This is a genomic window from Altererythrobacter sp. (assembly GCF_050299635.1).
In the GTDB taxonomy this organism is placed as follows: domain Bacteria; phylum Pseudomonadota; class Alphaproteobacteria; order Sphingomonadales; family Sphingomonadaceae; genus Erythrobacter.
Genome location: NZ_JBNKWF010000038.1, coordinates 1 through 15,241, shown reverse-complemented (window position 1 = coordinate 15,241; position 15,241 = coordinate 1). Strand labels below are relative to the sequence as shown.

The following is a 15,241-nucleotide window of genomic DNA, read 5'->3' as shown; positions in this document are numbered from 1 at the left end:
GGCAATTGGGTCGTTAGCGGACATCTCAAATCCTTGCATTCGCCCGTCGCACCCGCCATCTCCCTCGCATGACCGAGACCTCTCCTCAGCCCACTCCCCCCATGAAGGCCGCCATCATTCCTGTCACGCCGCTGCAGCAGAACTGCTCGCTGATCTGGTGCACGAAGACGATGCGCGGGGCGCTGGTCGATCCGGGCGGCGATCTCGACCGGCTCAAGCTGGCGGTGGAGAAAGCAGGGGTCACGCTCGAGAAGCTGCTCGTCACGCATGGCCATATCGATCATTGCGGGCAGACCGGCGTCCTTGCCGAGGAACTGGGCCTCCCGATCGAGGGGCCGCATGAGGATGACCGCTTCTGGATCGCCCGGCTTGACGAGGATGGCGCGAAATACGGCATCCAGGGCAAGGTGTTCGAGCCAAATCGCTGGCTGAAGCAGGGCGACACGGTGACTCTGGGCGAACTAACGCTCGAAGTGATTCACTGCCCCGGCCATACGCCCGGCCATGTGGTATTCTACCACGCGCCCAGCCGCTTCGCGATTGTCGGCGACGTGCTGTTCCAGGGCTCGATCGGGCGAACAGACTTTCCCATGGGCAACCACCAGGACCTGATCGATGCGATCACGCAGAAGCTGTGGCCGCTGGGCGAGGACGTCATGTTCATCCCCGGCCACGGCCCGACCAGCACCTTCGGCCACGAGCGCAAGACCAACGCCTTTGTCAGTGATTATGCGTTATCTTGATTTCGCGACGCCCATCCGGGCGCGCGGTATCCTTTACACCCAGCCGCCGCCTACCAGCGCAGCGTAGATGCCGAGCCCCAGCAGCGTCAGCAGCGTCACGAAAACGCCGACCGTGCGGCCCCAGCCAAGGCTGCCGCCTTCCATGCCGAAGCCGTGCAGGATTCGCCCGATGAAATAGATTCCCGCGACATAGGGCAGCCACATGCCGCCTTTGCCCGCGAGTTCGATCGCACCGATCAACAGCACGACGAAGGGCGCGCTCTCGACGAAATTGGCATGTGCGCGCATCCGCCGGATCACCTTTTCGTTACCGCCGTCTCCCACGCTGACTTTCTCGGCCACACGGACCTGACCCACGCGGATCATCAACCAGATCGCAAGGATGGCGGCAGCAGCGGCAGAGCTGAGCGTAACGGGCAAAATTATCGACATTCGGGTCTCCCTCCCATTCAGGTTTCGATTTGCTACTCGTTTACGTCTTGTGTTGCAATGGCAGAGGGTTGCAACGCCGGATTTTTCCTCTATAGGCCGCGGCTTCCCCGCAAAGGCAGGGTCTGTAGAGCGCGCGCTCTTGTGCGCTATCGGTCCTTGCCCTAGAGCGGCCCACAAATTGATGTATTTATTTGAGGAACAGGTGCCGGAATGGCTGTCCCCAAGAGAAAAGTATCGCCCCACCGCCGCGGCAATCGCCGGGCACATGATTCGCTGAAGGTCGAAGCATTCCACGAATGTTCGAACTGTGGCGAGTTGAAGCGCCCGCATAACCTTTGCCCGCACTGCGGTTATTACAACGGTCGTGAGGTCGTTGCGGTCGGCCTGTAATCGACCGACGAAGCTGGAGACACGAGCATGAGCCTGCCGCGTATCGCCATTGATGCGATGGGCGGCGATGAAGGCGTGCGCGTGATGATCGAAGGCGCCGCGCTCGCACGTCGCCGTCACGACAAGTTCCGCTTCCTGCTTGTGGGCGACGAGACGCGTATCAAACGCGCGCTCGAAAGCCATCCCAACATGCGCGGTGCATCCGAAATCCTCCATTGCGAGGATGTGGTTGCTGGCGACGAACAGCCAAGCCGTGCACTGCGGCGGGCCAAGACCACATCGATGGGCCTTGCCATCAACGCCGTGAAGGAAGGCGAAGCCGGCGCTGCAGTCAGTGCGGGGAACACCGGCGCGCTGATGGCGATGAGCAAGCTGGCGCTACGCACCATGCCGGGTATCGACCGGCCTGCGCTCGCGGCACTGCTCCCGACGCTGGAAGAGCATGATGCCGTGATGCTCGACCTTGGCGCAAACACCGAAGCCAATGCGCGCAACCTGGTCCAGTTCGCGATCATGGGCGCTGCCTATTCGCGGGTCGTGAACGGGTTTGAAAAACCGCGCGTCCGCCTGCTCAATATCGGGACCGAGGAAATCAAGGGCACCGATTCCCTGCGCGATGCCGCCGCCCAGCTGCAGGCCGCCAAGGGGCTGGCGATGCAGTTTGACGGCTTTATCGAAAGCGACAAGATCAATCGCGGCCAGACGGATGTGATCGTGACTGACGGTTTCTCCGGCAATATCGCGCTCAAGGCGATCGAAGGCGCCGCGCGATTCGTCACCGATTTGCTGCGCAACGCCTTCACCAGTTCGCTGCGCTCGAAGATCGGATTCCTGGTCTCGCGACCGGCCACCGAATTGTTGCGTCACCATCTCGACCCGAACAATCACAATGGTGCGGTATTCCTGGGGCTCAACGGCGTGGTGGTGAAGAGCCACGGCAGCGCCAATGCCAAGGGCCTTGCCACGGCCGTCGAAGTTGCGGCGCGGCTGCTGGAGGACGATATCACCAACCGGATCGCACAGGATCTCGCCGAGCTCGACGAGCAATTGTGGCCCGGCGCACGCAATGGAGAAGTGCAGGCATGATTCGGTCCGCGATCACGGGTAGCGGCTCGGCATTGCCCCAGCGCTGTGTCAGCAATGAAGAGCTGGCGCGGCAGGTCGATACAAGTGACGAATGGATCGTTGAACGCACAGGCATTCGCCAGCGCTATATCGCGGGTGAGGGTGAAACCACCTCCAGCCTGGCAATCGAGGCCGCGCGCAAGGCTTGCGAAGATGCCGGCATCGACTCGAAATCCATCGACCTGATCATTCTGGCGACCGCCACGCCTGACAACACTTTCCCCGCAACCGCCACCAGGGTGCAGGACGCACTCGGCTGCAACGGTGGCATTGCCTTTGACGTCGCCGCGGTCTGTTCGGGCTTTCTCTATGCGCTTGCGACGGCCGACTCGATGCTGCGCACGGGCATGGCGAAACGCGCATTGGTGATTGGATCAGAGACATTTAGCCGGATTCTCGACTGGGAAGATCGCACCACTTGCGTGCTGTTCGGCGACGGTGCGGGGGCGGTTGTGCTGGAGGCCCGCGAGAGCGACACCGATGGCGCCGGCGTCATTTCGAGCAGCCTTCATGCCGATGGCGCGCAGCATGAACTGCTCTATGTCGATGGCGGACCGTCGACTACGCAAACGGTTGGCCATGTGCGGATGCGGGGCCGCGAAGTGTTCCGCCACGCGGTCGTCAATCTTGCCCAGGTTCTGGGCGAAGTGCTTGAAGAATCGGGGCTTTCCATTGCCGATGTCGATTGGCTTGTGCCGCATCAGGCCAATGCCCGCATCCTGGATGCGACTGCCCGCAAGCTCGGGATCGATCCCGAGAGGGTGGTGGTCACGGTCGATCGCCATGCCAATACTTCGGCGGCATCGGTGCCGCTTGCGTTTGATACTGCGCGCAAGGATGGCCGGATCAAGCCGGGCGATCTGGTGATGTTTGAAGCGATGGGCGGCGGCTTCACCTGGGGCGCCAGCCTAATCAGGATGTGAACAAGGATGGCTGACCGATTAGGTTAAGTTGCCAGTTCACTCAAAATTCTCTATACTCGTCCGACCTTTAAAGAGGGTCGCATAAAAAAGGGGAGAATGCGCATGATGCGTTCGGTGGGTACGCTGACTCGCGCTGATTTGGCCGAAACTATCAATCGCAAGATGGGCTTGTCGCGCGCCGAGTCGCTCGATCTTGTCGAATCCATTCTCGACAAGATGAGTGACGCTTTGGCGAATGGCGAAAACGTCAAGATTTCGGGTTTCGGCAGCTTCATTCTGCGAGACAAGCGTGAGAGAATTGGGCGCAATCCCAAGACAGGTGTGGAAGTGCCGATCACTCCTCGCCGCGTGATGACGTTCCGGGCAAGCCAATTGCTCAAGGAACAGATCATGAAGGGCGAATGATGGCATGAGCACTTTCGACGATGGGAAGGACGCTGAGGCGCTGCGAACCATCGGCGAGGTCAGCGAAGGATTGGGCATCAAGCCGCATGTCCTGCGCTATTGGGAGCAGCAGTTCTCGATGCTCAAGCCGCTCAAGCGCAGTGGCGGGCGGCGCTATTATCGCCCCGAGGATGTCGAACTGGTCGAGAAGATCGACCGGCTCGTCAACAGCGAAGGCTACACGCTGAAGGGTGCACATGCCGCGATTCGCGCGGGCAAGGGCGAAACCGACTCGGATCAAGCAGCGCCAACCAATCAACCCGCACCGGGCGTAACCCATGCAGAGCTGAACCTTGCGCTCGACGATGGGCCCACGGTGGCCGAGATTCTTCCGGAACTGAAAGCGATCCGCGCGCGGCTGGCTGCGATTATCGAGGCTTGAGGCCTAGGCGGGCCTTGATCCGCAGACGCCCGTGGCACAGCCAAAGAAAAATTTGCGATAATCCGCCTCAAGGCCTTCGTTGCGGAGCATTTCCGTAAAGCCGGAGGCGTTCCCGAAATTGGTTGAGTATGTTCCGATCATTGCAAAGTCTTGCGCCCCGCGAAGAAGAGTTCTTTCAACCAAGGGGAGGGCGACCTTGAGGTGAAAAAGGTACAGTGGTCTGAGCACCCAACCTCTTGGATCTGAAGCTTCAATAAAGGCGAAGCGTCCTCCTGGCTTCAGGATTCGCGCGGTCAGCTTTGCCAACGCGCTATGCTGATCGGGACAGAAGGTCTTGAGTCCGAACGTCGAAACGACAAAGTCGGCGCTCGAGGTAGGCAATTGGCTTGCAAGAACATCGTCCTCGATAAAGCGAATCCTTTCGGCTCGAATTTGGTGCAACCGATGCAGAGCGCGACGATGCATTCCCGAAGAGATATCGACTGCAGTAATGGACCTGACTTGTGGAAATCGCTTAAGCAAATGCGGCCAGACTTCTCCGGTTCCCGCCATCAAGTCATAGCCAGAGACTTGATCCTGCTTCAAGGCGAGCATCTCTGTGCATTGCCTTCGCCAAATCTCTGTAAACCCAAATGAACAGACCGTGCTGAAGGCAATGTAGCGGTTTGAGCAGCGGTCAAAGACGTCCTTGACGAAGGCCGGATCGTAAATGTCCGGCTCCGACACTATTCCGCCGCCATCAGTTCCGCTTCGCCCAGGTCCACGCTGACCAGGCGGCTGACGCCCTTTTCCGCCATGGTCACGCCGAACAACCGATGCATGCGGCTCATCGTCACCGCATTATGAGTCACGATCAGGTAGCGCGTGCTGGTCTCATGCACCATCGAATCGAGCAGGTCGCAGAAACGCTCGATATTGGCGTCGTCGAGCGGCGCGTCGACTTCATCGAGTACGCAGATCGGTGCGGGATTGGTCAGGAACAGGCCGAAAATCAGCGCGGTAGCGGTGAGCGCCTGTTCGCCGCCCGAGAGCAGGCTGAGCGATTGCAGCCGCTTGCCCGGCGGCTGGGCGAAGATCTCGAGGCCGGCTTCGAGCGGATCGTCGCTATCGATCAGCGCCAGATGCGCTGCGCCGCCCTGGAAAAGGCGCGTGAACAGCCGCTGGAAGTGCTCGTTCACTTCCTCGAACGCAGCGCGCAGCCGCTCCCGGCCCTCGCGGTTAAGATTGCCGATCGATCCGCGCAGCCGGTTGACCGCTTCGACCAGTTCGGCCTGCTCGGTCGCGCTGGCGCCGTGCTCTTCCTCGATCCGCGCCAGCTCTTCCGCCGCGACGAGATTGACGGGGCCGATCCGCTCGCGGCTGGCGGTCAGTCGGTCCATCTCCTCGGCTTCCTCGCTCGACGACCGGACCTGCTCCGCCTCGAACTCGAAACGTTCGCAAAGCAAGGGCGGCGGGCACTGGAAGCGTTCGCCCGAAATGCGCGCCATCTCGCCCCGGCGTGCCTCTTCGTTTTCAGCCCGTGCTGCCAGGCCAGCGCGCGATTCGCGGGCGGTGGCGAGTGCTTCATTGGCTTCGGCAAAGGCGCGGTCGGCTGTGTCGACCTTGCCTTGTGTAGCAGCGACGACTTCCTCGGCTGCAGCCAGTTCCTCGCCGAGCTTGGCCCGCATTACGTCACCTTGCTCGATTTCCGCCATCAGCCCGGCGGGTTTGGCGGCCATGACCGCGCGTTCCTGATCGATCTCCTCGAGCCGATTGGCGGTGTCGGCCATGCGCGCGGCGGCTTCGCCCGAGCGCGCTTCCCAGTTCGCCTTGTCGGCGCGCTGCGCTGCGGTGCGTTCGCGTGCCACGGCGAGGCCCTGATCATGCGCGGCAAGTTCGGCGGCGGCGGCCTGCACGGCGGACTTGGCAGCTTCGTGCTTGGCCTGCGCGGCTTCCAGCGTGGCGCGACCAGTATCGGGCGGGGGCAGGGCAGAACGTTTTTCCTGCGCCGCGGCGAGTTCGCTTTCGGCCTGCGAAAGCTGTTCGGCCAGATCCTGCTCGGCGCTGGCAAGTTCCTCCAACCGCGCGGCGAGCCGTTCGCGCGCGGCCTCCGCCTGGTCGAGAGCACGCAGTGCCTGGCGCTCGTCTTCGGACGCTTCGGCAATGCCGCGTTCCTGGGCGACCAGATCGGTCTGGAGCGCGGTCAACGCAGAACGCGCTTCATCTTCCTCACGGGCGGAGTTTTCCGCCGCTGCGCGCAGGGCAGGGAGCTGCTGTTCCAGTTCGGCGAGGCGGTTTGCGGCTTCGAGCCGGGCCGCTTCCGCCGCGCCTTCGCCGCGTGCGACAAAGCCGTCCCAGCGGCGCAAATGCCCGCCGCGCGTGACGAGCCATTCGCCCGCGCCGAGTTCGCGCCCGTCGTCATCTTCAGTGAAATGGACCAGCGCCAGCCGTGCTTTGAGCTCGTCCGGGCATTGTTTGACATGCGCGAGAATGCTGCCAGCCACGGGCTTGCGATCCGCGCTCCCGGTCCAGAATCGCCCGTCGTCTCCATCGCCGGGCTTGCCCAGTGGTGACTTGGCGTCGCGGCCCAGCACAGCCGCAATCGCGCGCTCAAAACCGGGTTCGACACCAAGCCGATCGAGCGCGGTCGGCAACCCCTTGCGCTGTTCGGCCTGCCTGGCGCGCGCATCGCGGTCGCGCGCGAGTGCCTGATGCTCGCGCTCGACACCGGCCAGTTCAGCCCTGGCGGTCGCGAGAGAGCTCGCCGCTTCGTCGCGTTTTGCCTGCAAATCTGCCTTCCGGGCCTGGGCATCGGCCAGCTTGGCGCGCAAATCGTCGAGCGCCTTGGCTGCCTTGTCGGCATTCTCCTGCGCGAGGCGCACGGCCTCATCGGGGTCGCCCACTTCGCTCAATTCGGTACGCAGGCGCTGCTGCCGCTCGGCTTCACTACGAAGGCGGCTGAGGCGCGTTTCGGCCTGAGCGATCTCTGCTTCCGCGACGCGCCACTCGGCCTCTACCCCGGCATGGTCGGCAGTCGCCTTGGCCAGCGCCAGCTCGGCAGCGCGGCTGGCGCGTTCGGTATCCTCGGACTTGGCCGCAAGCGCGGGGCGGCGCGCTTCATCTTCTTCGAGCGCCTTGATGTTAGCACCGATCTCGCGTTCGAGCCGCGCCAGCGCTTCTGCGGCATCGCGCGTCATGCGGTCGGCATTGCCGCGATCTTCCTCCAGCCGTTGCTTCTGCCGGTCGAGATCGGCGAGCCGCTGTTCGGCAGCTTCGAGCTGGCTGGTGAGCGCGGCCATGCGGTGCCCATGCGCGCTGGCATCGTCACGCCGGTCGGTCAGTTCCTCGCGCGCTTCGGCGAGAGCCGCTGCTGCTGTGTGCTGCGCCTTTTGCGCTTCATCGGCGGCCTGCTTGGCGGTGGCCACGCGCTCGTCAGCCGCCTTGGCCTGAGCGCGCGCCTCGTCGGCAGCGGCGGCGGCATCGCGCCAGCGGGCATAGAGCAGCCGCGCTTCGGCAATCTTGATATCTTCGGAAAGCTTCTTGTAGCGCTCTGCCTGCTTCGCCTGCCGCCTGAGCGCGGACATCTGCGAATCCAGCCCCGCCATCAGGTCTTCGAGCCGTTCGAGGTTCTTCTCTGTCGAGCGCAGCTTGCTCTCGGCGTCCTTGCGGCGGACATGCAGGCCCGCGATCCCGGCTGCCTCTTCCAACATCGCGCGGCGCTCGGCGGGCTTGGCTGCGATGACCTGCGCGATCTTGCCCTGGCTGACGAGAGCGGGGCTATGCGCGCCGGTCGCCGCATCGGCGAAGGTCAGCGCGACATCCTTGGCCCGTACGTCGCGCCCATTGACGCGATAGGCGCTGCCCGCGCCGCGTTCGATCCGGCGGGTAACTTCCAGTTCCTCGCCGCGATCGTCCTTTGCCTGCAGCACGACTTCGGCAAAGTCGCGCGGTGGGCGCGATTCGGTACCGGCAAAGATGACATCTTCCATTCCGCCCGAACGCATCGATTTGGGCGAGTTTTCGCCCATGACCCAGCGGATCGCTTCGAGCAGGTTGGACTTGCCGCAGCCGTTGGGGCCGACGACACCGGTCAGGCCGGGCTCGACACGCAGTTCAGCAGGCTCGACGAAGCTCTTGAAACCGCTGAGCTTGAGCCTGCTGATTTCCATTGCGTGCCTTACCCCCCTTCTGGCCTGCGCTTACCGCGCGCCGGCCCTTTGCAGCGCCGCTTCGACCTGCGGCCACGAGCGTTCGGTGCTTGATAGTTCAAGCCGCTTACCGTTGATTTCAAAAGTCGGCGTGCCAGTTACTTTGTCATCCTGCGCGTAGGTCCGCGAGAGTTCTGCCAGGTTCTCGAGTGAGGGCCAATCGGCCAGGCAGGTTTTGGCCTGGTCTTCGCTCAACCCGCGCGCGGCGAAGAAATCGAACAGGTCGGCTTTCTGGCCAAAGGCCACGAAGCGCTGGTCCTCAGGCAGTTTCAGCGTCGCCTGCAGCCCTTGCTGATCGGCATAGGCGCGGTTCTGAACGTCCTGCAAATTGGCCCAGATCTGATCGGACAGCGGGATCGCTGCCTCAGGCCGGCCACAGCCAATCAGCCGTGTCAGCGCCAGATCGAGTGGGCCGTGAATGATGAAGCTGCGGAATTCGAAGCTTACGCGCCCAGTCGCAACATATTCGCTCTGGAGCGATTCCGATCCGTCGACCGAAAATGCCGCGCAGCCAGGGCAGGTGAGCGAGCCATATTCGACCAGCTTGATCGGCGCATCGGGATTTCCTTGCAGATATCCGCCCCTGTCGGTGACAGTGACCACATCGGTCCAGGCCTGGCCTTCGGGCGGGGCGACCGCAGCGACCGGTTCGCTCAAGGGCGTGTCGGCTCCTCCTTCGCCAGAATTGCAAGCCGCCAGGGTCAGTGCGAGCGCGCCTGCCAGCGAGGATGCGAGGATACGGCGAGTAATCGTCATGGTGGAGTTCGTCCTTTGGTTCGAAATTGGGAGGCTATACGAAGGTTTTTGCAGGGTGAAGCGCGCCGGGCAGCTATCCACAAGCGTGTCCACGGTTAGGTTATTGAGCGGCGTTACCCTTTAAGGCGGCATCGAGGCGAGGCTGGAGCGCTTGCCAGCTATGTGCACCGTCCAGAAGCTTGCCATCGAGCACGAAGCTGGGCGTGCCACGAATGCCGAAAAGCATCGCGTGATCAGAGGAAGCGGTGGCGAGCGCCTGTGCCTTGGTGTCGTCATTCAGGCAGCGGTCCAGATCGGTAATGCGGTACCCACGCGCTTCCATCAGCTTGTAGAATCCGAAATCGCTGGCAATCGCACGGCGCGCGGCGGCGTGATCGGGATTGGTCCAGCGGTTTATCTGCGCCTGCGTGGCGCGTTGAGCGATCGGGAGCCAATCGCCCTGACTGTACATGATGGCGTTGTGATTGAGCGGGAATTTCTTCGGATCCCCGCAATTGGTCATCATAGCAGCGGTCAGGTCGATCGGATCGCGCAGCAAGTGCCGAATTTCGACCGAGAACCTGCCGTCGTGGATATATGCCAGTTTGAGCGCGGGATCGCCCTGGCGCGCGAAGTCGGCGCAATGCGAACAGGTATAGCTCACGTATTCGGTCAGCTTGTGTTCCGCATCTGGGTTTCCGATCCGGTGTCCGCCGTCGGTTTCGACGATTGTGGCATTCCAGTCGGGCCGGTTGTTGGCCCCGGTGAGGACCAGCATTCCGGCAAGCAGCGCCGCTTTCAAAATCTTCACTTCGCTTCGTCCTCCTTGTCGCCTTCCGCTTCACCGATGCTGCGCGCAAGCGATTCCAGCACTGTGCGCAGCTCTGGATCGCCAATATCGCGCAGGCTGTCACCCAGCTCCATCGGAATGGGCTTCAGCGACGGCGGCGATTTGGGGCGGGTTTCAGCATCCCTTGGCTTAACCTCGCCTTGCCGCAATTTGACCCGGGATACTGCATTATAGCCGAAGAAGCGGTTCACCCGCTCAGTAATCTCGGGGATGACCTGCTGGATCAGCGGAGCGTGGGCCGGTTTTACTACCAGTTGCAGAATGCCTTCGGATTTCTCGCCTGGCGGAAAGCGGATCGCTTCTGGCATGCAGACCCGCGCATGTTGCTCGCCAACGATTTCGGGCCAGCGCGTGACGATTGAGCTTTGCACGAAGCCGAAACGGCGAAAGGCCGTGCGCCCGATCTGCGGCATCAACTCGCCAATGGGCTTGGCACCGCCGCCGCGCGGGCGCTCAAACGGTTTAGCGGTTTTCTTTCCACCCTTGCTGGTGGGCTTTATGGGTTTGTCCCGTTCCATTGGACCGCAGCCAATGCCATAGCCACGCCGTGACCGCCAGCGACAAGACCATCGATCCGGGCATTTCTGGCCGATTGCTCGACTGGTATGACGCCCATGCGCGGGTGCTGCCCTGGCGCGCGCCGCCGGGCGAGCCCCCGCCTGATCCCTATCGCGTGTGGCTGAGCGAAGTGATGCTCCAGCAAACCACCGTATCTGCGGTGAAGCCCTATTTCGCGAGATTCGTCGAGGCCTGGCCCGATGTCGATGCGCTGGCCGCCGCAGATGAAGCCGAGGTGATGAGCGCCTGGGCGGGACTGGGCTATTATTCGCGGGCGCGAAATCTGGTCAAATGCGCTGCGGAAGTGGCGGCGCGTGGCGGGTTTCCGCAGAGCGAAACAGAGCTGCGCAAGCTGCCGGGACTGGGCGCCTATACCGCTGCCGCCGTTGCCGCGATTGCCTTTGGCGAGCGCGCGGTGGTGGTCGATGCCAATGTCGAGCGGGTTGTGGCGCGGCTGTTCGCTATCGAGGAGCCATTGCCCATTGCGCGCAAGGCCATTCGCGAGCGCGCCGACGCGATCACGCCGCACAAACGGGCCGGCGATTTTGCGCAGGCCATGATGGATCTGGGGGCGACGATCTGCACGGCGCGCGATCCCAAATGCCTACTCTGCCCCTTGGCGGACCAATGCGAAGGCAAGCGCAGCGGCGATCCGGCGCTATTGCCGATCAAACCGGCGAAGAAAGCACGGCCGCAGCGCAAGGGGCGTGCCTATTGGATCGAAAGGGACGGTGCGGTCTGGCTGGTCCAGCGACCGGGCAAGGGCATGCTGGGCGGAATGCGCGCTCTGCCCGACGACGGCTGGACCGCGCGCACGGACGGTTCGGGCAATCCGCCTCTCGCTGGCGAATGGGCCTCTCTGGGCGTGGTGCAGCACGTATTCACACACGCCGCGCTCACGCTGGAGGTCATGCGCTATTGCGGCAAGGATACGCCGCAGGGGCAAGGCGATTGGTGGCCTGTCGACCGGATTGACGAAGCGGGGTTGCCGACGCTCTTTGCCAAGGCCGCGCGGCTGGCGCAGGCGCAGGCAGGCTAGATCAAGCCACCACCCAGGCTCAGGCGTACAACCGCGATCAGGCCGACCACCAGGCAGAAATTGCGCCCGCCGCGGCTCGACGATAGCTGGCCGAGCCCGATGCCAAGCGCGACCAGCGGCAGCGCGATCCAGTTGAGCGCTCCGAGTAGCGGGATTTGGGCCGGGATCACGATCACCAGCGAAACGATACCGATGAGAATGGATAAGAGATTCAGCATGTGTCTTATATGGATAGCACACCATGCTTTGACAAGTGGCGATTGACCACTGATCTCGCTTCCCCCAAACACGCAAGCCCTTGAAAGCGGAGAAGGACGGTTTGATGGCGTTTCGGGAGTTTGATTCTGTGCAGGTCTCGCGCCGCAGCCTGTTTCGCTCCACAGCATATCTTGCAGCGGGTGGCGCGATAGCGACTCTGCCGTTCGGGGCGGAATTGCTCGCCAGGGTTGAGACTAGCGCATGGCCCAATCTGGCTTCGACGATCGACAGCTATGTCTCCGCCGGCAAGGTCGCCAATATGGTGGCCGTGATTGGCAGCGGGCAGGACTCGCCGCAGAAAATCGCGCAGGGTGGGCAGGGCTTCGGCCGTTCCTCCGCTCCTGCCGGGCTCGACACGCTCTATCGCATCTATTCGATGACCAAGCCGATCACCGGCATGGCCGCGATGATCTGTATCGAGGACGGGTTGATGTCACTCGACCAGCCGGTGGCCGATTTCCTGCCCGGTTTCGCCAATATGCGCGTTCTCAAACAGGCAGACGGGCCGCTCGACCAGACCGTGCCTGCCGAACGTCCGATCACTATCCGCAACCTGCTGACGCACACTGCCGGGCTGGGGTATGACATCATCACGAAGGGGCCACTGCTCAAGGCGTATCAGGCCAGCGGGATCGTCGGCGGTCAGGTGAGCCGGATACCGATTCCCGGCTTTACCAATGCCAAGCCTGCGCCCGGCCTGAAGGTGTGGGCCGACCGGCTGGCCAAACTGCCGTTGATCGCCCAGCCGGGCGCGAAGTGGAGCTATTCGGTCGGTCTCGACCTGATGGGCCGGGTAATCGAGGTCGCCACCGGGCAGACGCTCGACGCTTTCTTGCAGCAGCGCATCTTCGAACCGTGCGGGATGGACAGCAGCTGGTTTCAGGTTCCCGAAAGCGAGGCCCATCGCCTCTCGGACAATTACGGCATATTGAACGGCGTGCCGCTGCCGATCGATGTAGCCAGCAGCTCGGTCTATCTCGACAAGCCGCCGATCATCTGGGGCGGTTCCGGGCTGGTCTGCAGCCCGCGCGACTACGACCGCTTCCTGGAGATGGTGCTCGGTTATGGCAAGATAAACGGCCGCCGCGTGATGAGCGAGACTGCAGTGCGCGTCGGCACGTCGAACATCCTCCCAGAAGGTGCGGATCTGTCGGGAAGCTTCGTCGCTGGGCAGGGTTTCGGCGCGGGCGCACGTGTGGCCGATGGCACATATGGCTGGGGCGGCGCGGCAGGGACGCTGGGCATGGCGGATTTCGGCAATGGCATCCGTGCTGGCCTGTTCACCCAATTCATGCCAGCTGAGGCCTATCCCGTGACGCGGGATTTCCGGGCTGCGCTTATCAAGGACTTGCAGGTGCGCGCGCATGGCTAATCCGGGACCGATTGCCTTTGCCGGATCGCCGGTCGACCGCGCGGACCATGTCCGTGCCGATCCTGAGCGGCTTGCCTCGCTGACCAATTGGAAGGCGCGGCTGCTGGCGCTCGACGGGTTGTTCCCGTCGCTCGACGATGCCGGGCGGCTGGCCTGGACATCGCTAGCCGATGCGCCGGAAAACGCCGAACTGGTGTTCCTGGGCTTGCTGGACGAGAAAGCATGTTTCGCCGCCGTGCCGAAGCAGGGCGATGCCAGCCCGCGCATGGCCAACCCCCGGCTCTGGGCGCTGATGGCTTCGCTCGAACCGGGCGATCTGGCGCTTTATGGCGGCGCGCGGAGCCTGGTCGACTGGCACGCGCGGCATCGCTTCTGCGCTCAATGCGGTGCAAATACGCGGCCTGCAAAGGGCGGCTGGCAGCGCGATTGCCCGAAGGACGATGGTGGATGCGGCGCGCAGCATTTTCCGCGCACCGATCCTGTCACGATCATGCTGGTCGAGCATCAGGGGCGGCTGATGCTGGGCCGCGGTCTCGGCTGGCCCGAGGGTCGCTTCTCTGCGCTCGCCGGATTTGTCGAGCCGGGCGAAACGATCGAGGAAGCGGTCGCGCGCGAAGTTTTCGAGGAATCGGGCGTGCGCGTGCGCGATGTGTCCTATGTCGCCAGCCAGCCTTGGCCGTTCCCCAGCCAGCTCATGATGGGCTGCCATGCCTATACGGATGATGACGCGCTCGACATTGATACCACGGAAATGGCCGAAGTATGCTGGTTCACGCGCGAAGAGGTAGCGGCCTCGATGGCGGGCGACGGCCCGTTCATAACTCCGCCGCCTCACGCAATCGCGCATCATCTGCTAAGCTGGTGGCTGGAGAAGGGATGATGGCAGACCCGCAACCTATGACAATCGACATCTGGTCCGACGTGATGTGCCCCTGGTGCGCGATCGGATACGGCCAGCTGACCAAGGCGCTGGGTGAACTGGAGGGAGAGATCGAGGCGCAGGTCCGCTGGCACGCTTTCGAACTCAACCCTGACATGCCGCCCGAAGGCGAAGGACAGGAAGCGCACCTCCAGCGCAAATACGGCCGCCCCGCGGAAGAAGGCGCGAAGATTCGCGCGCAGATGAGGTCGATCGCCGAAGGGGCGGGCGTCTCGCTCGATTACGAAGGTGAGGGCGAGGCCCCCTCTCCGATGATGTGGAACACGCGCGATGCGCACAAGCTGCTGACCTGGGCGCTGGAAGAGGCTGGCCCGGAGGTGCAGACGCAGCTCAAGCTCGCGCTGTTTCGCGCCCATTTCAATGAGCGAAAGAACGTTTCCGATCACGAGGTCTTGCTCGATGTCGCGGCAAGCACCGGCTTGCATCGCGAAGCGGCCAAGGCTGCGCTGGCCGATGAAGCGCTCGAAGCGCGTGTTGTGGCGGAAGAGCGGCAGGCGTGGGACATGAATATCTCGGGCGTTCCCGCAATGGTGGTGAACGGCAAGTTCCTGATTCCCGGCGCGCAGTCGCCCGAGACCTATGTCGATGCGCTGCGCCGTGTGGCGGAGAAAGAAACGGTGTGAGCGACTGGCTCCCTCGAACGGCTGTCATCACCGGCGGGGCGAGCGGGATAGGGTTTGCCATAAAGCGCGGTTGGAGCCGCTGCTTGCGGCCTATGAGCGTTAGGCTCCGCGCGACGTGGGCAATGGCGCCTATGACGTGCGCGATGTGATCGTCGCGATGTGATCGCCGCGATGATAAGCCAGCAGAAGCGGCGGTGAAATATCTGGATGATCGTTTTGTCCGCTAACGACCCAATTGCG

General features: G+C 63.0%; 17 protein-coding genes. 10 read left to right on the top strand and 7 right to left on the bottom strand.

The features are described 5' to 3' along the window. The first annotated feature begins 101 nt into the window (after positions 1-101). A complete protein-coding gene (locus ACQY6C_RS14345) occupies positions 102-743 on the top strand; it encodes an MBL fold metallo-hydrolase (RefSeq protein WP_427969900.1) in 642 nt (213 codons plus the stop codon). Between the two features lie 33 nt (positions 744-776). Here ACQY6C_RS14345 and ACQY6C_RS14340 read toward each other — a convergent pair whose 3' ends face one another. Then, on the bottom strand, positions 777-1,175 hold the full coding sequence (locus ACQY6C_RS14340; protein WP_427969898.1) for an MAPEG family protein: 399 nt from the start codon (positions 1,173-1,175) through the stop codon (positions 777-779). 210 nt (positions 1,176-1,385) lie between these two features. On the opposite strand from ACQY6C_RS14340, the gene rpmF reads away from it, so the two are divergent. The 5 genes from rpmF (at position 1,386) to ACQY6C_RS14315 (ending at position 4,439) form a co-directional block, all read left to right on the top strand. Further along, positions 1,386-1,565 carry a 50S ribosomal protein L32 gene (gene rpmF / locus ACQY6C_RS14335; protein ID WP_165197281.1) on the top strand — a complete coding sequence of 60 codons (180 nt, stop codon included), beginning with the start codon at positions 1,386-1,388 and terminating at the stop codon, positions 1,563-1,565. 27 nt (positions 1,566-1,592) lie between these two features. Then, positions 1,593-2,651: a phosphate acyltransferase PlsX gene (gene plsX, locus ACQY6C_RS14330; RefSeq protein ID WP_427969896.1), complete on the top strand. Its 1,059-nt coding sequence runs from the start codon at positions 1,593-1,595 to the stop codon at positions 2,649-2,651. Continuing rightward, a complete protein-coding gene (locus ACQY6C_RS14325; protein WP_427969894.1) occupies positions 2,648-3,613 on the top strand; it encodes a beta-ketoacyl-ACP synthase III in 966 nt (321 codons plus the stop codon). The genes plsX and ACQY6C_RS14325 overlap by 4 nt, the downstream gene beginning before the upstream one ends. A 96-nt stretch (positions 3,614-3,709) precedes the next feature. Next, positions 3,710-4,018 (top strand): integration host factor subunit alpha, encoded by a 309-nt coding sequence (locus tag ACQY6C_RS14320; RefSeq protein WP_427969892.1) that lies wholly within the window; start codon positions 3,710-3,712, stop codon positions 4,016-4,018. A gap of 4 nt (positions 4,019-4,022) precedes the next feature. Next, a complete protein-coding gene (locus ACQY6C_RS14315; RefSeq protein ID WP_427969890.1) occupies positions 4,023-4,439 on the top strand; it encodes a MerR family transcriptional regulator in 417 nt (138 codons plus the stop codon). A gap of 3 nt (positions 4,440-4,442) precedes the next feature. Here the strand turns inward: ACQY6C_RS14315 and ACQY6C_RS14310 are convergent, their stop codons facing one another. The 5 genes from ACQY6C_RS14310 to ACQY6C_RS14290 form a co-directional block, all read right to left on the bottom strand. Then, positions 4,443-5,165, bottom strand: a complete 723-nt coding sequence (locus ACQY6C_RS14310; protein ID WP_427969888.1) for a class I SAM-dependent methyltransferase — start codon at positions 5,163-5,165, stop codon at positions 4,443-4,445. After that, on the bottom strand, positions 5,165-8,587 hold the full coding sequence (locus ACQY6C_RS14305) for an AAA family ATPase (RefSeq protein ID WP_427969886.1): 3,423 nt from the start codon (positions 8,585-8,587) through the stop codon (positions 5,165-5,167). Before ACQY6C_RS14305 ends, ACQY6C_RS14310 begins: the two co-directional genes overlap by 1 nt. 30 nt (positions 8,588-8,617) lie before the next feature. Beyond that, a complete protein-coding gene (locus ACQY6C_RS14300; protein ID WP_427969884.1) occupies positions 8,618-9,382 on the bottom strand; it encodes a thioredoxin domain-containing protein in 765 nt (254 codons plus the stop codon). Between the two features lie 100 nt (positions 9,383-9,482). After that, positions 9,483-10,172, bottom strand: a complete 690-nt coding sequence (locus tag ACQY6C_RS14295) for a thioredoxin domain-containing protein (RefSeq protein ID WP_427969882.1) — start codon at positions 10,170-10,172, stop codon at positions 9,483-9,485. After that, the gene (locus ACQY6C_RS14290; protein ID WP_427969880.1) at positions 10,169-10,729 is read right to left on the bottom strand and encodes a DUF721 domain-containing protein; all 561 of its coding nucleotides are present in this window, start codon (positions 10,727-10,729) and stop codon (positions 10,169-10,171) included. The genes ACQY6C_RS14295 and ACQY6C_RS14290 overlap by 4 nt, the downstream gene beginning before the upstream one ends. Before the next feature lie 29 nt (positions 10,730-10,758). On the opposite strand from ACQY6C_RS14290, the gene ACQY6C_RS14285 reads away from it, so the two are divergent. Beyond that, positions 10,759-11,808: an A/G-specific adenine glycosylase gene (locus tag ACQY6C_RS14285; RefSeq protein WP_427969902.1), complete on the top strand. Its 1,050-nt coding sequence runs from the start codon at positions 10,759-10,761 to the stop codon at positions 11,806-11,808. On the opposite strand, the gene ACQY6C_RS14280 is transcribed toward ACQY6C_RS14285, so the two are convergent. Beyond that, positions 11,805-12,026 carry a hypothetical protein gene (locus tag ACQY6C_RS14280; RefSeq protein WP_427969878.1) on the bottom strand — a complete coding sequence of 74 codons (222 nt, stop codon included), beginning with the start codon at positions 12,024-12,026 and terminating at the stop codon, positions 11,805-11,807. The genes ACQY6C_RS14285 and ACQY6C_RS14280 overlap by 4 nt on opposite strands. A 104-nt stretch (positions 12,027-12,130) precedes the next feature. On the opposite strand from ACQY6C_RS14280, the gene ACQY6C_RS14275 reads away from it, so the two are divergent. The 3 genes from ACQY6C_RS14275 to ACQY6C_RS14265 are packed head-to-tail and all read left to right on the top strand — an operon-like array spanning position 12,131 to position 15,001. Further along, a complete protein-coding gene (locus ACQY6C_RS14275) occupies positions 12,131-13,438 on the top strand; it encodes a serine hydrolase domain-containing protein (protein WP_427969876.1) in 1,308 nt (435 codons plus the stop codon). After that, the gene (gene nudC / locus ACQY6C_RS14270; protein WP_427969874.1) at positions 13,431-14,318 is read left to right on the top strand and encodes an NAD(+) diphosphatase; all 888 of its coding nucleotides are present in this window, start codon (positions 13,431-13,433) and stop codon (positions 14,316-14,318) included. The genes ACQY6C_RS14275 and nudC overlap by 8 nt, the downstream gene beginning before the upstream one ends. A 17-nt stretch (positions 14,319-14,335) precedes the next feature. Continuing rightward, positions 14,336-15,001: a DsbA family oxidoreductase gene (locus ACQY6C_RS14265; RefSeq protein WP_427969872.1), complete on the top strand. Its 666-nt coding sequence runs from the start codon at positions 14,336-14,338 to the stop codon at positions 14,999-15,001. Positions 15,002-15,241: the final 240 nt, after the last annotated feature.

Bases quoted from the DNA above. Each gene is read 5' to 3' on its own strand.
- ACQY6C_RS14345 (WP_427969900.1), top strand. From the start codon at position 102: ATGAAGGCCGCCATCATTCCTGTCACGCCGCTGCAGCAGAACTGCTCG.
- ACQY6C_RS14340 (WP_427969898.1), bottom strand. From the start codon at position 1,175: ATGTCGATAATTTTGCCCGTTACGCTCAGCTCTGCCGCTGCTGCCGCC.
- rpmF (WP_165197281.1), top strand. From the start codon at position 1,386: ATGGCTGTCCCCAAGAGAAAAGTATCGCCCCACCGCCGCGGCAATCGC.
- plsX (WP_427969896.1), top strand. From the start codon at position 1,593: ATGAGCCTGCCGCGTATCGCCATTGATGCGATGGGCGGCGATGAAGGC.
- ACQY6C_RS14325 (WP_427969894.1), top strand. From the start codon at position 2,648: ATGATTCGGTCCGCGATCACGGGTAGCGGCTCGGCATTGCCCCAGCGC.
- ACQY6C_RS14320 (WP_427969892.1), top strand. From the start codon at position 3,710: ATGCGCATGATGCGTTCGGTGGGTACGCTGACTCGCGCTGATTTGGCC.
- ACQY6C_RS14315 (WP_427969890.1), top strand. From the start codon at position 4,023: ATGAGCACTTTCGACGATGGGAAGGACGCTGAGGCGCTGCGAACCATC.
- ACQY6C_RS14305 (WP_427969886.1), bottom strand. From the start codon at position 8,587: ATGGAAATCAGCAGGCTCAAGCTCAGCGGTTTCAAGAGCTTCGTCGAG.
- ACQY6C_RS14300 (WP_427969884.1), bottom strand. From the start codon at position 9,382: ATGACGATTACTCGCCGTATCCTCGCATCCTCGCTGGCAGGCGCGCTC.
- ACQY6C_RS14290 (WP_427969880.1), bottom strand. From the start codon at position 10,729: ATGGAACGGGACAAACCCATAAAGCCCACCAGCAAGGGTGGAAAGAAA.
- ACQY6C_RS14280 (WP_427969878.1), bottom strand. From the start codon at position 12,026: ATGCTGAATCTCTTATCCATTCTCATCGGTATCGTTTCGCTGGTGATC.
- ACQY6C_RS14275 (WP_427969876.1), top strand. From the start codon at position 12,131: ATGGCGTTTCGGGAGTTTGATTCTGTGCAGGTCTCGCGCCGCAGCCTG.
- nudC (WP_427969874.1), top strand. From the start codon at position 13,431: ATGGCTAATCCGGGACCGATTGCCTTTGCCGGATCGCCGGTCGACCGC.
- ACQY6C_RS14265 (WP_427969872.1), top strand. From the start codon at position 14,336: ATGACAATCGACATCTGGTCCGACGTGATGTGCCCCTGGTGCGCGATC.